The following is a 23,619-nucleotide window of genomic DNA, read 5'->3' as shown; positions in this document are numbered from 1 at the left end:
AACTAATGACGGATAACGCCACTGCACCCAAAGAGCCGGGTCGCGCACGCGCCCTGCTCTCCACCGCAGATTTCAAATTGCTGCGCCGCGCATTGGAAAGCCATGCCAAGACGATCGAGGATCGCGATGAATTGGCCAAGATCAATGCGCTGCACCATCGCCTCGGCAATTACAGCTAAGGCGACGCACACCATCTCCTGGGGAGGAGACACGGCCGTCGGAGGGGAAACCTTCCGGCGGCCGTTATTTGTCCGGCACCTCCTCGCGATTGATTAACCACCTGCTGCTAAGCCGCCGGAATGGTCCGGAACCGCAAAAAGAAGCCCATTAGCATGGCGAAGATGTATCGCCATTTTGCCGTTGTCACTGTCCTAGTGACAGCCAGCGTTGCGCTTATGGCAGACGAGGACGCGCAGCAGACAGTACGCGAAGAAGTTGCCCAACAAGTCGAAGAGCAAAGAGCCGCGCAGGCCCGGGCCAACGAAGAGAGTATGTCGGTGATCACCCAACGTGCTGGTGCGGCGCCTGCGCAGGCCAATTTCGGCCCTGAAACCAGTTTCGGCAGCCCATTGGTTGCGACCCGGGGATCGGGAACGCTGACTCCCAACACAAAGCGCGCCCCGTCCAAGGCGGGGCAAGAGGCCGCAGTCTGGACACTCGTTGGCCTGACCGAGGAAGAATGGTTCGCGCTCTCGACAGAAATGCGACACCAGCTGACTGGCGGGAAGAACATCTTCCTCTCAGGCACAGCATCACAGCGCAGAGCCGCTCTGGAAAAGCTGGGTGCCGCATCGCGCCAGCGATCTGGTGCAAAGAATGATCCGTTCGCTCGGGGCTCAATCAACCAGGACGAGTTCTAGAACCCGGCTTAACCGCCTTTTGCAGGCATCAAGTCCAATGTCGCAGCCGCCATCGCTTCGGTTGCCGTGACAATCACCTTCTCGGCATCCGGAGCCCAGAACGGGCTGTGCAAGGAAGGCAGTTCCATCTCGCCCCGCTGTGAGGCCGCGAAATCATCCTCCGGAACGCCCCCAACCCAAAAGATAAGCGATTCGATGTTCTCGCGATCGGCGCGGTAAAACTGCCCGAAATCCTCTCCGCCCATCACTGATGGCACCTGCATCACACGGTCATCGCCGAAACGCTGGCGCAGCCCGGCCATGACCTGCTCGGTGAATTCAGGCGTGTTGTAAGTTGAGGGGGTATAGGGTTCGATTACGGTCACTTCCGGCATCCTATCGTCCGGCAAACCCGCCGCAATTGCCTCCCCGCGCGCGATCCGTCGAATTCCGTCGAGCAGCAATTTGCGCGATTCGTCGCTGTAGGACCGCACCGTCAGTTGCAGCTTGGCCTCATCGGAAATGATGTTGTGCTTCGAACCGGCAAGGAAACTGCCCACTGTTACAACAGCAGGATCCAGCGGGGAGCTTTCCCGACTCACCAGGGTTTGCAGCTTCATCACGATTGCACTCGCCAGGACAATCGGATCCTTGGTCGTGTGCGGGTATGCCCCGTGCCCGCCAATCCCTTTTACAGTCACATCGACACTATCGACATTGGCAAGTGCATAGCCGGGCGAATAACCGATCATTCCGGCCGGGAACTGGGCCGCATCGTGGAAGCCCAGGACATAATCCGGCTTGGGAAAGCGTTCGAACAATCCGTCTTCGAGCATAGCAAGCGCACCAAGCCCTAGCTCTTCTGCCGGCTGCAGGATCATGACAAGCGTGCCTGACCATTCATCCTTGCGTTCGGCCAGCAATTGCGCCGCGCCGATCCAGGCGGTCATATGTGTATCGTGCCCGCAGGCATGCATGACACCGGTTTCGACACCCGACGCAGGCGTCGCAATGCGTTTGGAGGCATAGGGCAGCCCCGTCTGTTCGACCACCGGCAGGCCATCCATATCCGCGCGCAGCATAACGGTGGGGCCATCGCCGTTCCGCATAACTGCGACGACACCCGTCTTTCCGACCCCCTCGGTGACATCGAAACCCAATTCGCGCGCGCGGATGGCAAGCTTCTTGGCAGTTTCGACTTCTTCGAAGCTTAGTTCCGGATTGGCATGCAGATCACGATATAGCTCCATCAGTCCTGGCATGTCTTCGGACAGTGCCTCACGCAGATCGTTCGCCTGTGCAGGCATGGCAATGGCGAGAGCCGACACAACCCCAAGTCCAATCCAGTTCTTCATCTTTTGCCTCTCCCCGCACTGCTCCAGCAGCGCTTTTTCTCTTAAGCCAATGATCCAGCTTCTTACATGCCGTAGGTAATGACCAACAGGATCGAAAGTGTCGTGACCATCAGCAACACCAACGGCACGCCGGTGCGGATGTAGTCTTTGAATTCATAGGACCCCTCGGCCATGATCAGCATATTGGTCTGGTATGCAATCGGGGTGGCATAACACAGGTTGCAACCGAACAGCACGGCGAGGATCAAAGGTTCGGGCGGCAAGCCCAGCTGGGACGCGATGCTGAAAGCAATGGGCGTGCCGACCGTGGCAGCTGTCGCATTTGATGCAAAATTCGTCAGCAATGTCACGAACAGCATGATCGCCGCGAGCACGGCTGCAGGGGCGAGGAATTGCAGGCCATAAGCCATAACCTGCCCCAGCCATTCCGCTGCGCCACTATCGTCGATAATCCGCCCGATCGCGATACTGGCCGCGACCAGCACAATTACCTTTGCCGAAAGCGCCCTGCCCACTCGGTCAAACTTCACGCAACCGGTCACGAACATCAGGATCGCACCGGCCAACGCCGAAATGGCAATCGGGAACAGGCCGATAGATGCTGTGCCAACCGAGCCAAGCATAATGGCAGCGGACAGCCAGGCCTTGGACCGGCGCGGCAGTTCGCGCATCCCCTCCAGCTGGAGGAGGCTGTCCGAGCGTGCGAATTCCTGTAGGTCGGCTGGCAAACCCATCACCAGGAATACATCACCCTCTGCAATGCGCAGGTCACCGCCTTCGCTATAATGCTCGCGATCACCCACGATCCGGTCCGGACGGTGGATGCCCAACACCGCAACACCATAGAGATCGGCGACGCCGGAGGTCGGCATGGTGCGGTTGATGAGGCGGGAATCGGGCGTCACCGTCATTTCGACAACGCCGATATCCTGACCGACTTCGCGTGATTTGCGGCGGATCTTGTCGATCACCCAGATCGGAGCAACCTCCCCACCAATCACTCGCATCGCTTCTTCCAACGCATCATGCGTACCCGAGATCAACAAGCGTTGTTGCGCGGTAATCGCACCCTCGGTCTTATCGTGGAAAGTGATCCCTTCAGGGAGGATCTTGAGTAAGGATGCAATGTCCTGCCCGACCAATTCGGATTCTTCGCCAACTCGCAACCGCGAGAAAAAGCGACGGGTCTGGTGATTGTCTTCGGTCCGGTTGTCTCCCAGCAGTCGCGGCATCACCAACCAGAGATATGGCAACGCTATGGCCCCTGCGACGAGGACGATCGGCGTATAATGGAACACGCCCATTTGGGGCATGCCCAGATCCATCGCGATCGAGACAACGAGAATATTGGTCGATGTGCCGATCGTTGTCGCCATGCCGCCGATCAGAACGGCCGCATTGAGGGGGATCAGGGTCTTGGAAGCCGGCAGGGCCCCTCGTGCCGCTAGCGTTACGAAAATCGGTAGGAGCAGGACCAGCACCGGCGTGTCGTTCACGCCCATGGACAGGAAGAACGCCAACAACAGGCTGACCAACAGGCCAAGCTGGATATTGTATTTGAATACCTTCTCGAGGAACCGCGCCACAGGTTCCAGCGCGCCGGTAACGACCAGACCCCGGCCCATAATCATCAGCGCACAGATGGTAATCAGCGCGTAGTGACCAAACCCGGAAAATGCGAGCGCAAGGCCATCGGTTGGCTTGGTGCCGGCAAGCGGAAAGAAATAGAGCCCGACCGCGATAACCGCGATGGTAAGTAGGGAAACAATTTCGGTCGAGAGCCTGCCGCGAGCGAAGCCGATAAACATCGCGATCGTCACTATCATCGCGGCTATCGCATGGAATGAAGGAGCGGCGATCATGCTGGCTCAGGGAATAACGGCATCCCGGGCCATTAGGCAATTACTATTCGCAAGCAAATGTTTGGCGGAGCCCACCCTTAGGGTGCGAGCCCCGCCCTCTAATGCAACAATTAGTCGTACCTGTTGCGCAGAACTGTCAGCGCCGTCAGAGCCAGCAACGCAGTCGCAGCAGTTCCTGCGGCACCGGCCGGGAATGTCATTTCCATGCCGTTCGCCATGCCCAACAAGTTGAGGCCTGCTGCGGCCAGTCCAGCCAGAATCGAAAGGCCGCCGAGCACTTTGCCAAGTGTGGTCCCGCCTTGCAATGCTGCGAGCCCGAGCCCGATAGCGGCCAGACCGACCAACGCCTTGGCGTGGAAGTAAAGGAAGAACGCGCCGTTGAGTACTGTCTGGAAGACTTGCCCGTCCGGCGATTCCATAGCTTGGGGAAATTCGGAAAGCCCCATGCCGACCTGGATGACGTTCATGATCCCGGAAATTGCTACGGCAGACCAGGCCAGTGTGTTGGGACCGCGACCATTAGCCAAAGGCAATGCAGCAACGGCGACCAAGGTGAACATGGCCATTTCGGTGGTCCAGACGATGCGGCGAAGAAAGTTACCATCTTCCATTCCAGAGATTACACCGACGTAGAACAGTTGCGTCGCCACGGTAGCCAAAAGAGCAAGCGAAACGGCGGTCACGGCGCCGCGCGAAGTGTAGGTCATGATGCAGTCCCCAGAATTGAACGGGTATGGGCCCGCATCCCCCATAGACGCGCAGCTCCTGAGCGGTACATTCGCCAGAATGCGAACAAAGGTTACATCAAATGAAAGCACTCGTCTTCAACGGCCCGCGCGACATCCGTTACGAGGAATACGCAGACCCTGAACTGCGCTCTCCCAACAGTGCAATCCTGCAGGTCTCCAGTTGCTCGATCTGCGGCTCGGACCTGCACATGTATCATGGCGATGCCATCGGAAGCACGGATTACGGGGGTGATGCACCCAAATTCTGCTGCGGACATGAATTCGTGGGCGAGGTCGTCGAGGTTGGTCGTGATGTGCACACCCACAAGGTGGGCGACAAAGTTCTCTCGGCAGGAGGCACCGGTTGCGGTCAATGCAGTGCGTGCCGCGTCGGCAACCCGATCGGATGCGTCCATTCGACAGCATTCGGGATCGGGCCAGGGCTTCAGGGTGGGCAAGCCGAGCTGGTCAACATTCCCAATGCCGACCTGACGTTGCATTCGATGGATGGGCTTACGGTTGAACAGTCCCTCCTTCTCACCGATGCTATGGCGACTGCCTATTTCGGCCTGACCCGTGCCGAACCGAAGCCCGGTGGAACTGTGGCCGTTGTCGGCTTGGGCCCAATCGGCCTGATCGGTGTCGAGCTCGCGCTTTTGCTCGGCGCCGCACAAGTCTTTGCTATCGATCCGGTCGCCGAACGGCGCGTCATGGCCGAGAAGCTGGGTGCCATCGCTCTCGAACCAGGGGCAGAGCTCATCCCGACGGTCCGCGAAATGACCGGCGGCCGAAATGTGCAATCGGTGTTCGAAGCTTCAGGGGCCAGCGGAGCAATAGCTGCAGTCTTGCCACTGGTTGCCCATGGCGGGAATGTCAGCTTCGTCGGCATACCGCAGCCGGACGATGCCCTGTCCATGCCACTGCTGATGTTCAAGAATGTCACGGCGCGCGGCGGCATCTGCAATGTCACTGCCACCTGGCCCCACCTGATCCCATTGGTCCGCGATGGCAGGATCAAGGCAACAAGCCTGTTCAGCCATGAGTTCGGGCTGGACGAGGGCGCCGAAGCCTATCGTCTGTTCGACAGCCGCGACGACGGTGTAATCAAGGTCAGACTGGATGTTTGAAAGGGTGGTGCCCCTGGCCCGACTCGAACGGGCACTCCGTTAGGAATTCGATTTTGAGTCGAACGCGTCTACCAATTCCACCACAGGGGCACAGCCTGACGGCCAAGGCGCGCTAATTAGCGATGCCCTGCCACGCAGGCAAGTTACTTCAGGGAGTTCGCTAGCAATTTGTGCAATTTGGAATGAAGATCACCATTGGCCGCCAGAATTTGCTTGGAATGGATATGCTCGGACCGACCTCGGAAATCGGTCACAAATCCTCCCGCTTCCCGCACGAGTAGACACCCTGCAGCAGTATCCCAGTCACTCAGCCCGCTTTCCCAGAAGCCATCAAAGCGGCCCTGCGCAAGCCACGCAAGGTCGAGCGACGCAGCGCCGAAACGGCGAATGCCCGCTACTTCGGGGCCAATCGCTCCGAAGATCCGGCTCCACTCGGCAAAGTCACCATGGCCTTGAAAGGGAATCCCGGTAGCGACCAATGCGTCTGGCAGGTTCCGGCGCGAAGAAACGCGCAATCGAGCATCCTGCAGCCACGCACCGCGCGTCTTCTCCGCCCAATAGGTTTCGTCAGTGATCGGTTGGTAGATCACGGCTGCGGTCACCTCGCCCCAGCCCGAGCCATCTAACTTCGGCTCCTGCACAGCGATAGAAATCGCGAAATGCGGAATACCGTGCAGGAAGTTGCTGGTGCCGTCGAGCGGATCGATAATCCAGCGCGGTTTGTTGGCATCGCCTTCGATAATGCCGGCCTCTTCCAGCACAAAACCCCAATCAGGGCGCGCATAGAGAAGTTCGTCATAGATCGTGCGCTCGGCCACGCGATCCGCTTTCGAAACGAAATCGGCCGGGCCTTTGCGACTTACCTGGAGATGCTCGACTTCGCCGAAGTCACGGCGCAGCTTGCCACCCGCTTTGCGGGCAGCCTTTTCCATCACACGGACCAGGCCGGAATACATCGACATGGATGCTTAGCCCGCCTTCCCGACATAGGTTTGTTCATACACATCAACCACAATGCGGGTGCCGCTGCCAATGTGCGGCGGAACCATGATCCGCACACCATTGTCGAGCACGGCAGGCTTGTAGCTGGAAGAAGCGGTTTGCCCCTTCACCACAGCATCAGCTTCGACAATCTCAGCCTCGATCTGTTGCGGCAATTGCACGCTGATGGGTTTTTCTTCCCACAGCTCGAGCAAGACCTGCATCCCGTCCTGAAGGAACGGGCGGGCGTCACCGAGCAGATCACTTGGCAAATTGATCTGCTCGTAGGTTTCCTGCTCCATGAAAACGAGCATGTCGCCATCTTCGTAAAGGAACTGGTATTCCTTGGTATCGAGGCGGACCTTTTCGACCGTGTCCGCGCTGCGGAAGCGAACGTTTGTTTTCCGGCCATCTTCCAGGTTCTTCATCTCGACCTGCATATACGCGCCGCCCTTGCCCGGCTGCGTGTGCTGGATCTTGGCAACTTTCCAGATGCCTTTTTCATATTCAATGATGTTGCCGGGACGAATGTCCACGCCGCTGATCTTCATGGGGTCACAAGCCTTATGTCTGGTAATGCGCCCGTTTGAAGGACGCCCTATGGCGCGCCCTCTAGCTTAGCGCTCATGCAGGAGCAAGGTTAGTGGCCATATGGGCATCGCCTTGATAGGAATCATCCCGTGCTCAGAAAACTGCCCATTCTTGTTGCTGCCGTTTGTCTCGCCGCGCCGGCGCCAGCCTTGTCGCAATCAGGTGCGCCGCTGACGACGTTGCCCGTGGGGCGCTACCAGTGTTCCTTGCCCGGTGACGCAGGCGGTGCAGCATGGGTGCCGATCGAAGAGCTGCGTTTCTCGATCAAGAACGCATCACGCTATCTCAGCCCTCAGGGCGACGGTACATATCTGATGCGCGGTAAAGAGCTTGTTTTTACCCGCGGCCCGCTGAAGGATCAGCGTTTCCAGCGCATGGGCACGAGCATTCTTCGCAAGATCGGAGTCGATGGCTCGCTCAGCCGGCTTCGCTGCGTGCGAACCGGCCCGCTTCAATAGATCTCAGCGCCCGCCTGTCAGCAAGGGATAGGGATTGACGGCGTTTGCCGGTTCCCACCACTCGGCACCCTTGGTGGTCCGCAAGATCGCAAAGTGCAAATGGGGCTCATCGGCATTGGCGTTGCCGGTACTTCCGACCTCCCCGATCCGTTGCCCGCGCCGCACGCGCTGCCCCTCCTGCAAGCCATCCGCATATTTTGAGAGGTGGGCGTAGTAATGAATGGTCCGGCCATCGGCTGACCGGATATAGATTGTGTTACCACCACCGCCGGACCGGAAAAGTTTCTCCACCGTGCCAGGGGCAGCTGCGACCACCGTAGTGCCCTGAGGCGCCATGATATCGAGAGCCTCGTGCAAGCTTGCGCCGCCACCTTCCGATGTCGAGAATGTGTCGCTCAGATCGCTGGGACGCACATTCAGCACCGGCACCAGCAAATTGGCAGAATCCCGCTCGCTCGGCTGTGATGCAACGTCCCTGTCGAGCGGAGACGCCGGTGTGCCGGATTGACGGGCAACGGCTTCCGCCCGCTCCGGTGCAATTGCCTCTGGCTCGGGACTCGGGGCAGCCTCCGATGGGCGCGTGTTTTCGATCTGTCCATCGGAGCTGGCGCTTTCGATCAGGCTTCCCCCGGCGACAATCCAGAACATGGACGTTACCGTGGCAGTGATCACGACGGTCAGAAGGCGGTCAAAGAACTTCATACGATTCCATATAGCACTTTAGGGCTCGCCAAGCACAGGTCATCCGATCGCTCTCGCAAATGCCTCTACAGCTTCAACTTCGTCGCGGTTCCAGACCCCTGCAGACACAGCCAAGAAATCAGCGCCGGCATCCACCAGAGGACGGCAGTTTTCAGGGGTAATGCCGCCAATCGCGACACAAGGAATCTCGAACAAATTGGCCCACCACTCGATGATCTCAGGCTCCGGATGGTGTTCGCTATCCTTTGTAGTGCTCGGGAAGAAGGCTCCGAACGCGACATAGTCGGTTCCGGCCTCGCCAGCCTCCATCGCAAGATGCTTCGAGCCGTGGCAGGTGACGCCGATCTGCGCATCCGGACCAAGCTCTTCACGGGCCTCGCGTGGGTCCCCATCCTTCTGGCCCAGATGGACCCCGTCGGCCTTCAATCGCCTGGCTAACGCCACACTGTCATTGACGATGAAAGCAACATCGTTGGCCGCGCATATCTCTTGCAGCGGCGCAGCGAGCCGTGCGGCTTCATGCTGGTCAATCCCCTTTACCCGAAACTGAAACGCAGCAACCGGACCAGCCTTGACGGCCCGCTCGAGACGATTGGGAAAATCCCCGTCAACGTCTTGCGGGGAAATGAGATAAAGTTGTGTCGGTGGCGTTTCCATGGTTCGCCCATAGCGAGACACCACAGCGCCGCCAATGGCGATGAATCTGTCACCGAACGGGACAGGCGCAACTCGCCTCGCTGCCGCGCGGGAATCTCGGGCATGGAGCAATCAAGGAGACCTACAATGTCGCTTGCCCTGCTGATTGCCGCCAGCCTCGCCTCAGCGCCCCAGGATTGGGACATCGCCACTGGCGTGCCCATCTTCCAGCGCGAGCAAATCACGCCAGACGTCTCTGTCTTCGCTTTCGGGATTATCGAGGACTCGCGCTGCGTCGATCCGGAATTCTGCTTTCGCAACAACGAACTGCGAGTCGCTGCAGTGGTCAACTACCGCGGGCGAGAGAGCGAAGTCGTGCTGGAACTCGGCAAGCCCCTGGCCATTGGCCCGGGCACGCTGACCTTGCTCTCGGCCGGAACGCCCGCCAATCCGAACGGGGCGATCCGGCTCAAGAAATACCGTCTGAACATGGTCTACAGACCAGCGCGATAAGGCTTATCCAGCGACAGAGGCGCTGTAGATTTCGTCGATCGCCGTGGCCAGCGCATTGTCGAATTGCTGATCGTCCATCTGGGCCCGCAGCTCTTCAAGCAACGCGCGACTGAAGCTGGCAATCATGCCGCAGTTCTTCGCAAGCTCAGTGCAGGCCTCGTCGCGTGAGTATCCGCCCGAAAGCGCCACGACGCGCAGCACCTTGGGGTGATTGGTCAGCGGCTCGTAGAGATTGGCCTCTTTCGGGATGGTCAGCTTCAGCATGACCTGCTTGCCCTCAGGCACTCTGCCCAACTGGTCCATCATGGCATTGAGCAACTGCGATTCCGCCTGTGCCTGTGTTTCGCTCTTCAAGCTCACTTCGGGCTCGAGGATCGGGACCAGGCCGTTGCCCAGGATCTGCAGGCCGAAATCCATCTGCTGGCGCACATTGGCGGCAACGCCCGCACTATTCGCCTCATGGATAACGGAGCGCATCTTGGTGCCGAAAACCCCCAATTCGCGGGCCCGCGCACAATTGGCATCGAGTTCCGGCATCGGCTTCATCAGCTGCACACCATTTTCAGTGTCGTGCATACCTTTGTCGACTTTCAGGAACGGGACGATGCCCTTACTAGCAAGCTTGGCAGGCACCGAGGTGCCATCATTGGTGCAGCCTTCCATCGTTTTTTCAAACAGGATCGCCCCGACAACCTTTTCACCGGTGAAGGCATCACTTTCAACGATGCGACACCGCATTTCGTGAATCTTGGCAAACATCTCGTCGTCGCCGCTCCACTCATTCTCGGCCACACCATAACCGGCCAGTGCTTTTGGAGTGGAACCGCCCGACTGATCCAGAGCGGCGATGAAGCCTTTTCCGTCGGCGAGCTTGGCTGTCATTTCGTCAAAATTCATGGGAACCTGTCCTTGGATCGTGCGGCGTGCATAGGAATGCAAAGCGCCTTAACCGCGGCCCACCGCGCTCGCAACCAACTTGCGCAACCTTTTCCGGACCGGCCCGTTAATCCCCCGGAATGTGACAATTCGGGGGGAATGGCGATGCTCGACGACAAGCAACAGCAACTGTGCGATGACAATAAAACGGACTTCAGTGATCTCACGGCGCTGTTTATCAATTGCACCCTCAAATATGCGCCTGAACCTTCGCACACCGACGCACTGATCGATATGTCGGAAGAGATCATGCGCGCAAACGGCGTTGGCGTAGAGCGCATCCGCGCGACCGACTATGAAATCGCCTATGGCGTTTACCCCGATATGACCAAGCACGGGGCGCAAACCGATCAATGGCCCGATCTCTGGGCCAAGGTCGAGGCCGCCCACATCGTCGTCCTCGGCACACCCATCTGGCTTGGCGAAAAAAGCTCCGTCTGCCAGCTCATCATTGAAAAGCTGTATGCACATTCCGGCCAGCACAACGACAAAGGACAATATGTCTTCTACGGCAAAGTCGGTGGCACCTTGATCACCGGGAATGAGGACGGGATCAAGAACTGCGCGATGGGCATTCTGTATTCCATGCAGCATGTCGGCTTCGCCATCCCGCCCCAGGCCGACGCTGGCTGGATCGGCGAAGCGGGCCCGGGTCCCTCATATGGTGATGAGCGCGACGATGGTACACGCGCGGGGTTCGACAGTGATTTCACCCGCCGCAACACCACCTTCATGACATGGAACATGATGCACTTTGCCCGAATGCTGAAGGATGCAGGGGGCATTCCGGCACACGGCAACTCGCAAGGGTTGTGGAATGAAGGGCGGCGTTTCGATGCACCGAATCCCGAATACCGATGAACGCTAAGTCTTTGCGGCTACCGCCACCAGGTTGATGGCGATCGAAATCCGCGTGCCATCCCCATGAAAAGGGCGCACGGCGTGCTGCAACCAGCTCGGGAACATTACAATCATGCCGGTTTTGGGCCGGATAGAGATTTCGTTCTGTTGAGCTTGTCCGTCGGCGTCGACAATTCGGAGGTCAGGCGCGGTCATTCGTACCATTGGCATCCGGGGGTCGAGCAATTGCAGTTCACCGCCAAGTTCTGGATCGCCACGACCGCAATATCCGTCATCGACATAGGCCACGACAGACCAGAAGCTCCCCGGATGGAAGTGATACTGGTTGGCGTTGCCTCTGGAGCTGACATTGGCCCACATTTCCGGCGCCCAGCCAAACCGGCTCTCCCGTGGGCTCTTGACATCGAGGGTTTGCGCGTCCGCCATCTGCATGGCTTTGTAAGCGAGTGCGCGGGCCGCTTCGCCGCCCCAATCAATCATCTGCGTGTTGGAATGCCACCCGCCAATGTTGGAAATCGCAACACCACTCGCATCACGCGCATGCTCGGCCTCGATTCCCTGCCGCAAAGCCGCAAGGCCAGCCTCGCTTTTCAGTTGATCGATCACGAAAGGCGTTGAAAACAGGCGCTGTGTTTCGCTCATTTGCTCTTCCGTGGGCCAACTTTGCGAATGATTGCGGTGAAGCTCAAGACCGGCTGCCCATCGGCGGTAGCCAATCCGCGCACATAGATGGTTTTGCCACCGCCTCGTGTCACTTCGCCTCGCGCCTCGATCAATTGCCCTTCCCTCGCCGCATCAAGGAAATCACCGGAGAGGTTCATCGTCACGCCCATGGAACCGGCCATCTCGTCGTTCGCAATCGTGAAAATTGCAGAATCGGCGAAGGTAAGAAGGCACCCGCCATGCATGAAGCCGGCCCCGTTCATGTGCCGCGCTTCGGCCCGGAACGCGGCTACGCGCGTGCCATCTTCCTCCAACCGCTCGTAAAACGGCCCCGCGCGCTGTTCAAACGCATCACTCTGCCAGGTGGACCAACCAGCCCACTCGCCTTCTGTGACCAGCCCGAGACCACCGCTCGCACCAACTGCCTCGTTCTCGCTCACTCTGCCTCCACGAAGTCTTCCAGGAATTGCGCCCCGATCGGGTTCTGCGAAATCTTGGCCTCGACCAACGAAGCGCCGTCCTTCCAGATCGCTTCGGTATTGGCGAGGACAATCAGGGTCAGGCGATCTTCGGGTACTTTCAGATAGAGCGCAGAATAGCGCTGATCATCTTTGCCCGAATGCCACATCAGGCGCTTTCCCTCGTGATCCTCCAGGAACCAGCCAAGCCGGTAATCGCCCAGCGGCCCCAGCTCTACTCCCTCGATCAGGCGCTTTCGGATGGCCGGTGGCACAAGCTGACCTCGATCATATGCGATATCGAAGGCCGCGAGCGCTCGTGGATTTGCAATCATCCCGGCAGATGCCCGGAAATCATCGTCGGAGAGGGCCTGCTTTCGGATCGCGCCGTCTTCGACATGGTAGGGCATGGTCATCAAACGGAGCGCGTCACCCTGTTCCGGGTCGCGCCACCCCAGCGCGACATTCCGCATCGCGGCGGGTTCCAGAATACGGTCCCTCACGATTGCCCTCAAATCGCGCCCTCCACTGCCAGAGATTACACGGTCAATCCGCGCAAAGGCGATCGGATTATAGACGAAACTGTCTGCATTCGCTCGCATATCGAGCATCTCGACCAGCGTGGTCGGTTTCGCGCAATCTACCAGCGGGATCGGATGGCCTGACATATCTGTGCCCCCGCCCATGAACGGGATCGCCGTGCCCCGGAAATAGGTACAGAATTCCGCCCAATCTCCATCGGAAGACATAGGGGCGCCAAGGTCCAGGTCGCCGGCCAAGCTCTCGGCAAGTATGGCTGTGGCTGCGATCGGTTTGGTTACCGACGCAATGTAATAGGTGGTGTCAGCATTGGTCGGGAAATCACGCTCGTCATCCCAGGTCCCGAAATAGCCTTCCCACACAATCGCGCCATCACGCAGAATCACCGCACTCATCGAGGGCGTGTTGTTCTGTTTGCGATAGGTATCGAGGAAATCCGCAAACGCTGCGTAGTCCGCCTCCTGTGCAGCAAGAGGAGCTGCGATCCAGAGGCTGGCCAGGGCAACGAGGGTGCGGATCATCCCAGAGCCTTCACGCCGGGAAGCTCCTTGCCCTCCATCCACTCGAGGAACGCGCCGCCTGCGGTTGAAATGTAGGTGACATCGCCCGTAACACCGGCATGCGCCAAAGCAGCAACCGTGTCGCCGCCACCGCAAACCGAGACGAGAGAACCATCCTGCGTCAGGGCAGCAGCGGTTTTAGCAAGGGCCACCGTAGCCTCATCGAATGGCACCGTTTCGAACGCGCCAAGCGGTCCGTTCCAGACCAAGGTGCGGCATGTCTTCAACACATCGCCAAGAGCCTCGACTGCTTGTGGGCCGATATCCAGGATCATCTCGTCCGGGCGGACTTCATGCACATTGCATGTGCGCAGGCTTTCCGGGTTGTCGGCAAATTCCTTCGCCACCACAACGTCATACGGTAGATGGATGGTGCAATCAGCATGATCGGCCTGATCCATGATCCGGTTTACGGTATCGGTCAGATCATGCTCGCACAGGCTCTTGCCGACATTCACACCGCGCGCAGCGAGGAACGTGTTCGCCATTCCGCCACCGATAATCAGGTGCTGAACGCGGCCGACAAGGTTCTCGAGAACGTCAAGCTTGGTCGAAACCTTGGCGCCACCCACAACAGCCGCAACAGGCGCTTCGGGATTGCCCAGCGCCGCATCAAGCGCCTTGAGTTCCTTCTCCATCGCCCGGCCCGCATAAGCAGGGAGCGCATGGGCAAGGCCCTCGGTGCTCGCATGCGCCCTATGAGAAGCGGAGAACGCGTCATTGACGTAGAAATCACCATGCGCAGCCATGCCAGCAACAAAGTCGGGATCGTTGGCTTCTTCACCCGGCCAGAACCGGACATTGTCGAGCATGCCAATATCACCATTACGCAGGATGCCGATCGATTGCTCCACCACCGGCCCCATGACCTCGGGAATGAACATGATCTCTTTGCCCAACACGCCTTCGACATCGCCTTGGACGAAGCTAGTGCTCATCATCGAATTGCGCTGCCCCTTGGGTCGCCCAAAATGAGCGATCAGCAGCACTTTCGCACCCTTGTCCGCGAGCTCCAGGATCGTTGGCTTTACCGCCTCGACCCTGGTCACGTCAGTCGCAGAACCATCCTTCATGGGAAGGTTCAGATCGACGCGGACCAGCGCGACCTTGCCGGTGATGTCGCCAAGGTCGTCCAGGGTTTTGAAAGTTGTCACAATGCTATCCTTAGAGCAGCCCGGCCATCACACCGGCGGTATCGATCATGCGATTGGAGAAGCCCCATTCATTGTCATACCAGCTGACAACGCGGGCCAGCTTGCCTTCCATGACGGAGGTTTCGAGGCTGTCGATCGTCGAGCTGGCAGGATAGTGATTGAAGTCACTGCTGACGAGCGGTTGATCGGTATAGTCCAGCACACCCTTCATCGGGCCATCAGCAGCGGCTTTGAGCGCGCCGTTCAATTCTTCGACGGAGGTGTCGCGACCGGGCGTGAAGACCAGATCGACAAGGCTGACATTGGGCGTCGGCACCCGGACGGACGAGCCATCCAGCTTGCCTGCCAGCTCCGGCAACACCAAGCCGACCGCACGGGCCGCGCCGGTGGTGGTCGGGATCATGTTCTGCGCGCCGCCACGGGCACGGCGCATATCGCCATGCATCTGGTCCAGCATACGCTGGTCGTTGGTGTAGCTGTGGATCGTGGTCATGAAGCCGCGCTCGATACCCACGGTATCGTGCAGGACCTTCGCGACCGGCGAGAGGCAGTTAGTGGTGCAACTGGCGTTGGAGACGATCACATCGTCGCTGGTCAGCACATCGTGGTTCACGCCGTAAACGACCGTGGCCGAAACATTCTTCGCAGGTGCCGAAATCAGAACACGCTTGGCACCAGCGGTCAGGTGCGGTTCGGCAGCTTCATGGCTCTGGAAAAAGCCGGTGCATTCGAGGACGATGTCGATGCCTTGTGCGGCATGCGGCAGGTTGCCCGGATCACGCTCGCTGGTGACGGCGATGCTCTTGCCATTCACGATGATCGTACTGTCGCCCACTTCCACGGTGCCGGGGAAACGGCCATGTGTGGAATCATACTGGAACAGCAAAGCGTTGGATTTCGTGTCGGCAAGATCGTTGATCGAGACCAATTCCAGATCGTGATCGCTGCGCTCCAAAATGGCGCGTGCCACCAGGCGACCGATGCGCCCGAAACCGTTGATTGCAACCTTGGTCGCCATGAAAGAACTCCTGCTTAACCGTTGAGTTTATTGAGTATCTGCGGGACGATTGCCTCCGCAGTGAAACCGAATTTTTCGAACAATTGCCCTGCTGGTGCCGAGGCGCCAAAGCGATCCAGCCCGATATTGATGCCGTCCGTGCCAGTGTAGCGCTCCCACCCGAAGGTGGTTCCTGCCTCGATTGAAACCTTGAGCGCGCCGGCGGGAAGCGTGTCAGCCTTGTAGGCGTCGTCTTGCTCTTCAAACAGTTCGGCACAGACCATCGACACGACGTCGGCGCCAATGCCCTGCTCTTCCAGTTTCGCCGCGCATTCAGCGGCGACATGCAGTTCGGAGCCGGTCGCGACGAGCACAACCTTGCGCTTTGCCTTGGCGCTGGCGATCCGATACCCGCCCTTCGCCGACAACATCTCGTCAGCTTCTTCGAGCCGCATTTGTGGCAATCCCTGGCGTGTCAGGGCCAGCACTGTCGGGCGCGTCTTGTTCTGCAGCGCGATTTCCCAGCATTCAGCTGTCTCGACCGCATCCGCGGGGCGCATCACCAGCAAGTTCGGCATCGCGCGCAGCGAAGCGACATGCTCGACCGGTTGGTGCGTCGGCCCGTCTTCGCCGAGCCCGATGCTATCATGCGTCATCACATAGATTACGCGTGCCTGCTGCAAGGCCGAAAGGCGGACCGCGCCCCGGGCATAGTCGGTGAAAACCAGGAACGTGCCACCATAGGGGATCACACCTCCATGCAACGCCATCCCGTTCATCGCTGCTGCCATGCCGAATTCACGGATGCCATAATAGATGTAGCGCTCGCCGTAATTGTCGGCGGTCAGCGCTTCAATTCCGCCGGCCTTGGTGTTGTTCGAGCCGGTCAAATCGGCGCTACCACCTATAGTATCGGGCAAGCGCGGATTGATGTCCGCCAGTGCCATTTCGCTCGCCTTGCGGGTCGCCACTTTCACGGGATCCGCAATCAGTGCGGAGATGTATGCCTGGGTGGCGTTACTCTCTGGCAAATCGCCTGCCATGCGCCGTTCGAATTCAGTTTTCTGCACGCTGTTTTGGAGGCGCGACGCCCAAGCGCCGTGAGCTTCGCTGCCCGCAGCGCCAGTCGACCGCCAGGCTGCCAGAATGCCTTCGGGCACCTCAAACGGCGCCGCATCCCAACCCAAGACATCGCGCGCTGCCGAGATTTCCTCGGGGCCCAGTGGCGCGCCATGCGTTGCACTGGTGCCCTGCTTGTTCGGCGCTCCCTTACCGATCACCGTCTTGCAAGCAACGAGCGATGGCCGGGTATCGGCGACCGCTTCGTGCATGGCTCGCTCAATATCGGCGAAATCATGCCCGTCGCATTCGACGACATGCCAACCTGTTGCTGCGTAGCGCGCCTTGATATCTTCGCTGGTTGAAAGGTCGGTGCCGCCATCGATGGTAATGTTGTTATCATCCCACAGCACATTCATGCGGCCGAGCTTAAGATGCCCGGCAATCCCGATCGCCTCGTGGTTGATGCCTTCCATCAGGCAGCCGTCACCGGCAATCACCCATGTCTTGTGGTCGACAAGGTCATCTCCGAAGCTCGCATTCAGATGCCGTTCGGCAATGGCCATACCCACGGCCATCGCCAGGCCCTGACCCAATGGCCCCGTCGTGCATTCGACGCCGGGCAGCAGGAAGTTCTCCGGGTGGCCGGCGCACGGGCTGCCCAGCTGACGGAAATTGCGGATGTCGTCCATGGTCGGCTGCGCATAGCCGGACAGATGAAGCAAGCTGTAGATCAGCATAGAGCCGTGACCGGCGCTCAATACAAAGCGATCCCGATCGGCCCAGTCAGGGGCGGATGGGTCAAATTTGAGAAATTTCGACCACAGAACCGTGGCGACATCGGCCATTCCCATCGGCATTCCGGGATGACCCGAATTGGCCGCCTGGACCGCATCCATGGAGAGCGCACGAATGGCATTGGCCATCGGTGCAAGACGGGCGGGATCGAGGCTCATATTCGGGGTGGCTCCTGCGCTTGGAGAGTGGCACGATTCGCTGCGAGGCAAGCCATCGCGGAGGCGCACCATCAGGTCAAGAACAGTCCCCCTCCCCTCCACGATCCGCTCTCAACAACGTTTGCGCTCACGCAACTTATCAACAGGCAACAGCAAGGCTTTGCCTATCAACGATAAAGGCGGTAAATTGCAGTGCATGGATGGGGAACGGATCGAAAGCGCTGTCCAGCGGATCGAGCAGGCATTGGCAAGAATTGCCGCGCAGGCCGATGCCGAGCGTGGCAGCAATTCAGGCGAGGCCGCTGTGCCGCCCAATGTCTCACAACTGGTGGTGCGCCACGAAGAATTGCGAGAAGCGGTGACGGGCGAGCTCAAGCGGCTCGATGACCTGATCGGGAAACTGGAATCATGAACCAGCTCGACCTCACCATTGGCGGCCGTACATTCCAGATTGCTTGCGAGCCTGGCGAAGAAGATCATGTGCGCAACCTTGGCGCCTTGATCGATGAGAAGTTTCAAGAACTTGCGCCTCGCTATGAACAAAACCTCCTGTTCGCGACGCTGATGCTAACGGACGATCTTCACTCTACCAGGTCGACTGCCGAGACTGCTGTTGCAGAGCGGCTCGCTATGGCGAAGGAAATCGAGCACGTCCGGCGGGATGCAGAGACTGCTACCGGCCAGCGCGACCAATTGCGCCAGACGATAGCAGATAGGGAACAGGAGCTGGAGCAACTCAAGACGACCCATGCCCAGCAAGCGGACGAGGTGCAGGCGCTCCAAACCGAGATCGAGTCGATCAAGACGTCTGCCAATGAATCGGCTGAAACGATGCGGGCCGAGGTAGAGCGGATCAAGGCCTCTTCCGAGGAAGCCATTGTCGCCATGAAGGCCGCGTCAGAGAGTGCGGATGCAAACGGCGCGGAATTGAACGCCCTCACGCAGGAACGAGATCAACTGGCAGCACAGTTGGCCGCAGCGCGAGAAGAGCTCTCGGCCCGCCCTGCCACCCAGGGCAGCTTCATCGAACCGGGAATGTCCACCAACGATCCCGAACTGGCCCCGGCATTGGAACGATTTGCCGAATTGCTGGAAAATTGTGCCGACAAGCTTGAGGGCACGGGCCCCGCATCCTAGATAGATGGGTGGCGGGACTGCCCGGCACGAGCCGACCGAATATCCCTGAGGCTATAAGCATTCCTAGGGAGCTGTCCCTGCTCTGGTTAATGGGCCACTGCGTTCTTCGGAATGGAACCTAGGGACCGGAGTAAACGGCGCCCACCTGACGTTTAGGCGTCAGAGGATTTCCCCGGCACCGACCCATGGTGGTTCCGCCACACCCATGAAAGGCAGCATGTGAAAAGCAAGTCGGACCTCAGGAAAGAGCTTCGGCGTGTGCGCAAGGATCATGTCGCCGCCCAGCCTGCAGCCATCAAAGCGCTGCTGTTCAACCGGCCTCCCGCCCCATTGCTGGACTTGCTGGCAGAGAACGCAACGATCGCCCTCTACCCTGCAATAGGTAGCGAGGCGCCGACATCTAGCTATGCGAAATTCTTCCTCGAACGTGGCCATGTGATTGCCTTGCCGCGCTTTGCCGATGAGAATGCGCAGATGGAATTCGCTGCGTTCCAGGATCCATTCGACAAAAGCGACCTTGTTCCCGGCCCGTTTGGATTGGAGCAGCCTGATGCAAGCTTGCCGGTGATCGAACCGGACGTTTTGTTTGTCCCTTTGATCGGGTGCACAGCGAAGGGCGATCGTCTCGGCCAAGGGGGCGGACATTATGATCGATGGTTCGCAGCGCATACAGGCAAGACCAAGGTCGGTCTTGCGTGGGATGTCCAGGTGGTCGAAGGCCTTCCTATCGAAGCCCATGATCAGCAACTCGATTTTATCGTCACCCCGACCAGACTGTACGGACCATTTGCATGAGAGACGAACCAACCTGGCGCATACCCGTGGGCATGTTGGCTATGATTATCGGGCTTACGATCTATGCAATTGTCATCGCGCGCTACGTCCCGGATGTTATCGGCGATTGGCACGCTCTGTTGCAAACGGTGGTGTATCTCTTCTTTGGCGTCGTGTGGTTACTCCCCCTCCGCAGATTTATGATCTGGATGGAAGCCGGCCGCTCGGACTAGCCAACGCGTCGGTCCGGGACCACTCCCGGCAAACCGCCAATTGACGTAGTGCCCTCTTGCCCTATCCTACTCCCATAAGTGGGAGAGCAGACTTGATCTATCGGATGCGCGCTCGATGAGCGCAGCGCAGTCAACCGGCGATGCTCCAACTGAGCCGGATTCAGTTCGCCCTTCGTTGCCCACCAAGTTGGCCTATGGGTTCGGCTCCGTCGCCTTCGGGGTGAAAGACGGGGGCTTCAATTACTTCCTCTTGCTGTTTTATGGCACGGTCGTCGGGCTGGAGCCTGGATTGGTCGGCCTCGCCATCCTTATTGCGCTGGTGCTCGATGCAATCAGTGATCCGCTAGTCGGTTATTGGTCCGACAATTTCCGCTCCCGCTGGGGCCGGCGACATCCTTTCATGTATGCGGCCGCTATTCCTGTAGCTGCCAGTTACTACCTGCTGTGGAACCCGCCTGACTGGAGCCAGGGCCAACTGTTTGCATATCTCCTGAGTCTATCGGTTCTGATCCGAACCTTCCTGACATTCTACGAAACACCCAGCTCGGCCCTGCTTCCAGAACTGACTCCCGACTACGAAGAGCGTACCAAGCTGCAGGCCTATCGCCTGTTTTTCGGATGGAGCGGTGGGAATGCGATGTCTGTTCTGATGTTCGGCGTGTTGCTGGTCGAGACGTCTGAATACACGACCGGTACGCTGAATCGGGATGGATATGCCACCTATGGTGTGATTGCCTCCCTCCTGATGTTCGCTGCCATCCTGATTTCTTCGATCGGAACCCACAGCCAAATACCAACGCTACGCCAGCCCCCGCCCAAAGAGGTATTCTCTACCAAGAAACTGTTTGGTGAAATGCTCGATACACTACGGGAAAAGAGCTTTCTGGCGTTGTTCTGGGCAACGTTGCTGGGGTCGGTCGCTACAGGCTTTTCTGCCTCGCTTGCCTTTATCATGCTGACCTACTTCTGGGGTTTCTCCAGCGAGCAGCAATTCATCTGGACGGCACTCGTCTTCTTTTCAGCACTGCTTGGCTTCTTGATCGCTCCGCTCGCGGTAAAGCGTCTCGGCAAGAAACGCGCAGTGGTCGTTCTGGGCCTTACCGCCTTCACGGTTGCGCCTATGCCGGTCATCCTCCGGCTCTTCGGACTTATGCCAGAGAACGGTGACCCGATCCTGTTCCCGCTTGTGGCGACGATCAATACGCTCGATCTGTCGCTGATCATCGCACTGCAAGCTGTGCTCTATTCGATGATCGCAGATCTTGTCGAAAGCAGTGAAGTGCGGACCGGACGTCGATCAGAGGGTGTATTCTACGCAGCTGTGACGTTTACCCGCAAATGCACTGTCGGCCTTGGGTCCTTTGCCGGAGGCATCATTCTATCCGTTGTTGCATTCCCGCAAGGAGCCGACCGGACCCAGGTTTCAAGTGAAACGCTTTGGATGCTCGGCGCGCTCTACGCCCCCACCCTGCTTGCACTGTGGATGGCCATGATCTTCGCTATCAGCCGCTACAAGATCACCAAGGAAGAGCATGCGGAGAACTTGCGCAAGCTTGCAGAGGCGCCCGGCTCACCAAGCTAGATTGGAATTACCCGAACGAAAAATGGCCGGAGCATCAGCCCCGGCCGTCTCTTTTCTTCAAACCTGAAGCCGGTCAGCCGCGAAGGCCGTCCATGCGACTGATGATCGCATCCGCTTCGGCCATGATACTGTCGACCAGTTCCTGACAGGTCGGAATATCGTTGATCAGGCCTGCCACCATCCCGCAGCTCCATGCACCGGAGTCCATGTCACCATCCGACATGATCTTGGGGTAAACGCCAGCGACTTCCTCAATGATATCTTCGAACTTGAGATCGTCACCAAGGCGCTTTTCTTTCTCGAGCAGACGCTCGACAGCTTCGTTCGTCATCACGCGCTCTGTATTGCGGAGCGGACGCATAACCAGACGCGTGTCCAACTCGCTTGCGGCTACGATGGCCTTCTTCACATTTTCATGGACGGGCGCTTCCTGTGTCGCGATGAAGCGCGTGCCCATGTTCATGCCCTGTGCGCCCATGGCAAGCGAGGCCACAAGGCTACGGCCATCAGCCATACCGCCTGACGACACAAAAGGAATATCCAACTCGTCGGCAGCACGTGGCAGCAGAATAAAGTTCGGAATGTCGTCTTCGCCCGGGTGTCCGCCGCATTCGAAGCCGTCCACGCTCACTGCATCGCAACCGATATCCTGAGCCTTGAGGCTGTGCCGGACACTGGTGCACTTATGGATGACCTTGATCCCGGCGTCTTTGAGCGCGGGCAATACTTGCGCCGGATTGCGTCCAGCGGTCTCGACGACTTTGACCCCGCCCTTGATAATCACTTCGACCAATCCAGGATAATCCGGCGGATTAAGGCTGGGCAGGAAAGTCAGGTTCACACCAAAAGGCTTGTCCGTCATATCCTTGCAGCGGTCGATTTCAGCAGCAAGCTTTTCCGGTGTGCCAAGCGTCAGTCCAGTGATGATGCCCAGCCCGCCCGCATTCGAAACGGCAGCTGCCATTTCTGCGAAGCCGACAAAGTGCATGCCGCCCTGGATGATCGGGTGCTTGATGCCGAACATTTCGGTGATCGCTGTCTTCATAGATCGAGTCCTCCCTAGATGGTGTTGGGCGGACCTTTGCGCGAGTGGCGGCAAAGCTCAATCAATAAAAGCCATAGGCGCATGATAGCGTGGCTCTGCAGGCGCAGAGCAGCAGAACAACGGGCGTTGTATCAGAGCAGGCATCGATTTCAGGAAGGTCCCAAGTGGCGCGAGTGACGAGACTTGAACTCGCGACCTCCGGCGTGACAGGCCGGCGCTCTAACCAACTGAGCTACACCCGCGTATAGGGTTTGCACCGCTTGGGAGCAGCGCCACTAAGACAGGTCCTGATTCCTGTCAACAACGCAAATTGCAATATTGTGCAGCTACGCCAGATTACTGCGCGTTAACCATATTTTCGGGTCTTTCAGGCACCTCCCCAACCCTGATCCATGCTGGACAATTTGGGGAACCGGCGATGCGAAGCCTGCTGTTTTTCGGAAGCCTTGTAAGCCTTGCTGCGGGGGGAGTTGCTGCTCAATCCGGCATTGCCATCGAACGCTCGGTCTATCTCCAGCGCGAAGAAGTTCGGAACGGGCAGACCGTTCGCGCACTTGAGCCAGCTTCAAACCTGCGCAAGGGCGACACTGTCGTCCTGATGCTGCAATGGGATGCCCCTGGCCGTGACGAAAGCTTTGTCGTTTCAAGCAGGGTCCCGCGCGATCTCGCATTCCAACGCAGCGGTGGACATTCGCCACAAGTATCCATCGACGGCGGCCGCAACTGGGGCGCGCTTGGCACAATGGTTGTCGGCACGCGCCGCGCCTCTCCGGAAGACGTGACGCATCTACGCTGGAAAGTCAGCGAAGCCGATGCCGCCATCGGGCGCGGAGTGATGAGCTACAGCGCGATCGTTCGCTGAGTGGGTCCGT

General features: G+C 58.7%; 27 protein-coding genes, 2 tRNA genes and 1 other RNA gene. 13 read left to right on the top strand and 17 right to left on the bottom strand.

Annotated elements, in window-relative coordinates; genetic code table 11:
* Window positions 1-5 precede the first annotated feature (5 nt).
* The gene (locus ABD653_RS01785) at window positions 6-179 is read left to right on the top strand and encodes a hypothetical protein (protein WP_199801129.1); all 174 of its coding nucleotides are present in this window, start codon (window positions 6-8) and stop codon (window positions 177-179) included.
* Window positions 180-332: 153 nt separating this feature from the next.
* Window positions 333-860, top strand: coding sequence for a hypothetical protein (locus tag ABD653_RS01780; RefSeq protein WP_160779572.1), 528 nt, complete (start codon window positions 333-335; stop codon window positions 858-860).
* An 8-nt stretch (window positions 861-868) separates the two neighbouring features.
* On the opposite strand, the gene ABD653_RS01775 is transcribed toward ABD653_RS01780, so the two are convergent.
* The 3 genes from ABD653_RS01775 to ABD653_RS01765 form a co-directional block, all read right to left on the bottom strand.
* Entirely contained in the window at window positions 869-2,194 is a 1,326-nt protein-coding gene (locus ABD653_RS01775; protein WP_160779571.1) for an amidohydrolase, read from the bottom strand.
* A gap of 62 nt (window positions 2,195-2,256) precedes the next feature.
* Entirely contained in the window at window positions 2,257-4,056 is a 1,800-nt protein-coding gene (locus ABD653_RS01770; RefSeq protein ID WP_199801128.1) for an SLC13 family permease, read from the bottom strand.
* A 110-nt stretch (window positions 4,057-4,166) separates the two neighbouring features.
* Window positions 4,167-4,763, bottom strand: coding sequence for a hypothetical protein (locus ABD653_RS01765; protein WP_160779570.1), 597 nt, complete (start codon window positions 4,761-4,763; stop codon window positions 4,167-4,169).
* Window positions 4,764-4,864: 101 nt separating this feature from the next.
* Between ABD653_RS01765 and ABD653_RS01760 the strand changes: the two genes are divergently transcribed.
* Window positions 4,865-5,911 carry a zinc-binding dehydrogenase gene (locus tag ABD653_RS01760; protein WP_160779569.1) on the top strand — a complete coding sequence of 349 codons (1,047 nt, stop codon included), beginning with the start codon at window positions 4,865-4,867 and terminating at the stop codon, window positions 5,909-5,911.
* A 5-nt stretch (window positions 5,912-5,916) separates the two neighbouring features.
* On the opposite strand, the gene ABD653_RS01755 is transcribed toward ABD653_RS01760, so the two are convergent.
* The 3 genes from ABD653_RS01755 to efp form a co-directional block, all read right to left on the bottom strand.
* A tRNA-Leu gene (locus tag ABD653_RS01755) sits at window positions 5,917-6,001 on the bottom strand.
* 53 nt (window positions 6,002-6,054) lie between these two features.
* Window positions 6,055-6,873 carry an inositol monophosphatase family protein gene (locus ABD653_RS01750; protein ID WP_160779568.1) on the bottom strand — a complete coding sequence of 273 codons (819 nt, stop codon included), beginning with the start codon at window positions 6,871-6,873 and terminating at the stop codon, window positions 6,055-6,057.
* Between the two features lie 6 nt (window positions 6,874-6,879).
* The gene (gene efp / locus ABD653_RS01745) at window positions 6,880-7,443 is read right to left on the bottom strand and encodes an elongation factor P (protein WP_160779567.1); all 564 of its coding nucleotides are present in this window, start codon (window positions 7,441-7,443) and stop codon (window positions 6,880-6,882) included.
* A 129-nt stretch (window positions 7,444-7,572) separates the two neighbouring features.
* Here efp and ABD653_RS01740 point away from each other — a divergent pair, with 129 nt between their 5' ends.
* Window positions 7,573-7,941, top strand: a complete 369-nt coding sequence (locus tag ABD653_RS01740) for an elongation factor P (protein ID WP_325065400.1) — start codon at window positions 7,573-7,575, stop codon at window positions 7,939-7,941.
* Window positions 7,942-7,944: 3 nt separating this feature from the next.
* Here ABD653_RS01740 and ABD653_RS01735 read toward each other — a convergent pair whose 3' ends face one another.
* Together ABD653_RS01735 and thiE are read right to left on the bottom strand one after the other, a co-directional pair.
* Window positions 7,945-8,643: a M23 family metallopeptidase gene (locus ABD653_RS01735; protein ID WP_160779566.1), complete on the bottom strand. Its 699-nt coding sequence runs from the start codon at window positions 8,641-8,643 to the stop codon at window positions 7,945-7,947.
* A 39-nt stretch (window positions 8,644-8,682) separates the two neighbouring features.
* Entirely contained in the window at window positions 8,683-9,300 is a 618-nt protein-coding gene (gene thiE, locus ABD653_RS01730; protein WP_160779565.1) for a thiamine phosphate synthase, read from the bottom strand.
* Between the two features lie 126 nt (window positions 9,301-9,426).
* Between thiE and ABD653_RS01725 the strand changes: the two genes are divergently transcribed.
* Window positions 9,427-9,792, top strand: coding sequence for a hypothetical protein (locus ABD653_RS01725; protein WP_160779564.1), 366 nt, complete (start codon window positions 9,427-9,429; stop codon window positions 9,790-9,792).
* Window positions 9,793-9,795: 3 nt separating this feature from the next.
* Here the strand turns inward: ABD653_RS01725 and ABD653_RS01720 are convergent, their stop codons facing one another.
* Window positions 9,796-10,689, bottom strand: coding sequence for a fructose bisphosphate aldolase (locus tag ABD653_RS01720; protein ID WP_160779563.1), 894 nt, complete (start codon window positions 10,687-10,689; stop codon window positions 9,796-9,798).
* A 144-nt stretch (window positions 10,690-10,833) separates the two neighbouring features.
* Here ABD653_RS01720 and ABD653_RS01715 point away from each other — a divergent pair, with 144 nt between their 5' ends.
* On the top strand, window positions 10,834-11,589 hold the full coding sequence (locus tag ABD653_RS01715) for an NAD(P)H-dependent oxidoreductase (RefSeq protein ID WP_160780446.1): 756 nt from the start codon (window positions 10,834-10,836) through the stop codon (window positions 11,587-11,589).
* A gap of 3 nt (window positions 11,590-11,592) precedes the next feature.
* Here the strand turns inward: ABD653_RS01715 and ABD653_RS01710 are convergent, their stop codons facing one another.
* Genes ABD653_RS01710 through tkt form a run of 6 tightly spaced genes read right to left on the bottom strand, consistent with a single transcriptional unit; the run spans window position 11,593 to window position 17,976 of the window.
* Window positions 11,593-12,231 carry a 2OG-Fe(II) oxygenase family protein gene (locus ABD653_RS01710; protein ID WP_160779562.1) on the bottom strand — a complete coding sequence of 213 codons (639 nt, stop codon included), beginning with the start codon at window positions 12,229-12,231 and terminating at the stop codon, window positions 11,593-11,595.
* Window positions 12,228-12,692, bottom strand: a complete 465-nt coding sequence (locus tag ABD653_RS01705; RefSeq protein ID WP_160779561.1) for a PaaI family thioesterase — start codon at window positions 12,690-12,692, stop codon at window positions 12,228-12,230. Before ABD653_RS01705 ends, ABD653_RS01710 begins: the two co-directional genes overlap by 4 nt.
* Window positions 12,689-13,771, bottom strand: coding sequence for a serine hydrolase domain-containing protein (locus ABD653_RS01700; RefSeq protein ID WP_160779560.1), 1,083 nt, complete (start codon window positions 13,769-13,771; stop codon window positions 12,689-12,691). The genes ABD653_RS01705 and ABD653_RS01700 overlap by 4 nt, the downstream gene beginning before the upstream one ends.
* Complete coding sequence (locus ABD653_RS01695; RefSeq protein WP_160779559.1) at window positions 13,768-14,964, bottom strand: phosphoglycerate kinase; 1,197 nt, start codon at window positions 14,962-14,964, stop codon at window positions 13,768-13,770. Before ABD653_RS01695 ends, ABD653_RS01700 begins: the two co-directional genes overlap by 4 nt.
* 10 nt (window positions 14,965-14,974) lie before the next feature.
* Complete coding sequence (gap, locus tag ABD653_RS01690) at window positions 14,975-15,982, bottom strand: type I glyceraldehyde-3-phosphate dehydrogenase (RefSeq protein ID WP_160779558.1); 1,008 nt, start codon at window positions 15,980-15,982, stop codon at window positions 14,975-14,977.
* A 14-nt stretch (window positions 15,983-15,996) separates the two neighbouring features.
* Window positions 15,997-17,976 carry a transketolase gene (gene tkt / locus ABD653_RS01685; protein ID WP_160779557.1) on the bottom strand — a complete coding sequence of 660 codons (1,980 nt, stop codon included), beginning with the start codon at window positions 17,974-17,976 and terminating at the stop codon, window positions 15,997-15,999.
* 196 nt (window positions 17,977-18,172) lie between these two features.
* On the opposite strand from tkt, the gene ABD653_RS01680 reads away from it, so the two are divergent.
* The 6 genes from ABD653_RS01680 to ABD653_RS01655 all read left to right on the top strand — a co-directional run bounded on the left by ABD653_RS01680 (window position 18,173) and on the right by ABD653_RS01655 (window position 21,702).
* Window positions 18,173-18,388, top strand: coding sequence for a hypothetical protein (locus ABD653_RS01680; RefSeq protein WP_160779556.1), 216 nt, complete (start codon window positions 18,173-18,175; stop codon window positions 18,386-18,388).
* Entirely contained in the window at window positions 18,385-19,113 is a 729-nt protein-coding gene (locus ABD653_RS01675; RefSeq protein WP_160779555.1) for a cell division protein ZapA, read from the top strand. The genes ABD653_RS01680 and ABD653_RS01675 overlap by 4 nt, the downstream gene beginning before the upstream one ends.
* An 11-nt stretch (window positions 19,114-19,124) precedes the next feature.
* Window positions 19,125-19,312: non-coding RNA, 6S RNA (ssrS, locus tag ABD653_RS01670), on the top strand.
* Between the two features lie 20 nt (window positions 19,313-19,332).
* A complete protein-coding gene (locus ABD653_RS01665) occupies window positions 19,333-19,908 on the top strand; it encodes a 5-formyltetrahydrofolate cyclo-ligase (protein ID WP_160779554.1) in 576 nt (191 codons plus the stop codon).
* Complete coding sequence (locus ABD653_RS01660; protein WP_160779553.1) at window positions 19,905-20,120, top strand: DUF2842 domain-containing protein; 216 nt, start codon at window positions 19,905-19,907, stop codon at window positions 20,118-20,120. Before ABD653_RS01665 ends, ABD653_RS01660 begins: the two co-directional genes overlap by 4 nt.
* Before the next feature lie 115 nt (window positions 20,121-20,235).
* Window positions 20,236-21,702 (top strand): MFS transporter, encoded by a 1,467-nt coding sequence (locus tag ABD653_RS01655; protein ID WP_160779552.1) that lies wholly within the window; start codon window positions 20,236-20,238, stop codon window positions 21,700-21,702.
* Between the two features lie 73 nt (window positions 21,703-21,775).
* On the opposite strand, the gene ABD653_RS01650 is transcribed toward ABD653_RS01655, so the two are convergent.
* Together ABD653_RS01650 and ABD653_RS01645 are read right to left on the bottom strand one after the other, a co-directional pair.
* On the bottom strand, window positions 21,776-22,747 hold the full coding sequence (locus ABD653_RS01650; protein WP_160779551.1) for an NAD(P)H-dependent flavin oxidoreductase: 972 nt from the start codon (window positions 22,745-22,747) through the stop codon (window positions 21,776-21,778).
* Window positions 22,748-22,912: 165 nt separating this feature from the next.
* Window positions 22,913-22,989 (bottom strand) — tRNA-Asp (locus ABD653_RS01645).
* 176 nt (window positions 22,990-23,165) lie between these two features.
* Here ABD653_RS01645 and ABD653_RS01640 point away from each other — a divergent pair.
* Window positions 23,166-23,609 (top strand): hypothetical protein, encoded by a 444-nt coding sequence (locus tag ABD653_RS01640; protein WP_160779550.1) that lies wholly within the window; start codon window positions 23,166-23,168, stop codon window positions 23,607-23,609.
* Window positions 23,610-23,619: the final 10 nt, after the last annotated feature.

It is taken from the genome of Parerythrobacter jejuensis (assembly GCF_039536765.1).
Classification (GTDB): Bacteria; Pseudomonadota; Alphaproteobacteria; order Sphingomonadales; family Sphingomonadaceae; genus Parerythrobacter; species Parerythrobacter jejuensis.
This window is presented reverse-complemented; position numbering and strand designations above follow the sequence as displayed.

Coding starts and splice junctions, on each gene's coding strand:
- ABD653_RS01785 (WP_199801129.1), top strand. CDS start 6: ATGACGGATAACGCCACTGCACCCAAAGAGCCGGGTCGCGCACGCGCC.
- ABD653_RS01780 (WP_160779572.1), top strand. CDS start 333: ATGGCGAAGATGTATCGCCATTTTGCCGTTGTCACTGTCCTAGTGACA.
- ABD653_RS01775 (WP_160779571.1), bottom strand. CDS start 2,194: ATGAAGAACTGGATTGGACTTGGGGTTGTGTCGGCTCTCGCCATTGCC.
- ABD653_RS01770 (WP_199801128.1), bottom strand. CDS start 4,056: ATGATCGCCGCTCCTTCATTCCATGCGATAGCCGCGATGATAGTGACG.
- ABD653_RS01765 (WP_160779570.1), bottom strand. CDS start 4,763: ATGACCTACACTTCGCGCGGCGCCGTGACCGCCGTTTCGCTTGCTCTT.
- ABD653_RS01760 (WP_160779569.1), top strand. CDS start 4,865: ATGAAAGCACTCGTCTTCAACGGCCCGCGCGACATCCGTTACGAGGAA.
- ABD653_RS01750 (WP_160779568.1), bottom strand. CDS start 6,873: ATGTCGATGTATTCCGGCCTGGTCCGTGTGATGGAAAAGGCTGCCCGC.
- efp (WP_160779567.1), bottom strand. CDS start 7,443: ATGAAGATCAGCGGCGTGGACATTCGTCCCGGCAACATCATTGAATAT.
- ABD653_RS01735 (WP_160779566.1), bottom strand. CDS start 8,643: ATGAAGTTCTTTGACCGCCTTCTGACCGTCGTGATCACTGCCACGGTA.
- thiE (WP_160779565.1), bottom strand. CDS start 9,300: ATGGAAACGCCACCGACACAACTTTATCTCATTTCCCCGCAAGACGTT.
- ABD653_RS01725 (WP_160779564.1), top strand. CDS start 9,427: ATGTCGCTTGCCCTGCTGATTGCCGCCAGCCTCGCCTCAGCGCCCCAG.
- ABD653_RS01720 (WP_160779563.1), bottom strand. CDS start 10,689: ATGAATTTTGACGAAATGACAGCCAAGCTCGCCGACGGAAAAGGCTTC.
- ABD653_RS01715 (WP_160780446.1), top strand. CDS start 10,834: ATGCTCGACGACAAGCAACAGCAACTGTGCGATGACAATAAAACGGAC.
- ABD653_RS01710 (WP_160779562.1), bottom strand. CDS start 12,231: ATGAGCGAAACACAGCGCCTGTTTTCAACGCCTTTCGTGATCGATCAA.
- ABD653_RS01700 (WP_160779560.1), bottom strand. CDS start 13,771: ATGATCCGCACCCTCGTTGCCCTGGCCAGCCTCTGGATCGCAGCTCCT.
- gap (WP_160779558.1), bottom strand. CDS start 15,982: ATGGCGACCAAGGTTGCAATCAACGGTTTCGGGCGCATCGGTCGCCTG.
- tkt (WP_160779557.1), bottom strand. CDS start 17,976: ATGAGCCTCGATCCCGCCCGTCTTGCACCGATGGCCAATGCCATTCGT.
- ABD653_RS01680 (WP_160779556.1), top strand. CDS start 18,173: ATGGATGGGGAACGGATCGAAAGCGCTGTCCAGCGGATCGAGCAGGCA.
- ABD653_RS01675 (WP_160779555.1), top strand. CDS start 18,385: ATGAACCAGCTCGACCTCACCATTGGCGGCCGTACATTCCAGATTGCT.
- ABD653_RS01660 (WP_160779553.1), top strand. CDS start 19,905: ATGAGAGACGAACCAACCTGGCGCATACCCGTGGGCATGTTGGCTATG.
- ABD653_RS01655 (WP_160779552.1), top strand. CDS start 20,236: ATGAGCGCAGCGCAGTCAACCGGCGATGCTCCAACTGAGCCGGATTCA.
- ABD653_RS01650 (WP_160779551.1), bottom strand. CDS start 22,747: ATGAAGACAGCGATCACCGAAATGTTCGGCATCAAGCACCCGATCATC.
- ABD653_RS01640 (WP_160779550.1), top strand. CDS start 23,166: ATGCGAAGCCTGCTGTTTTTCGGAAGCCTTGTAAGCCTTGCTGCGGGG.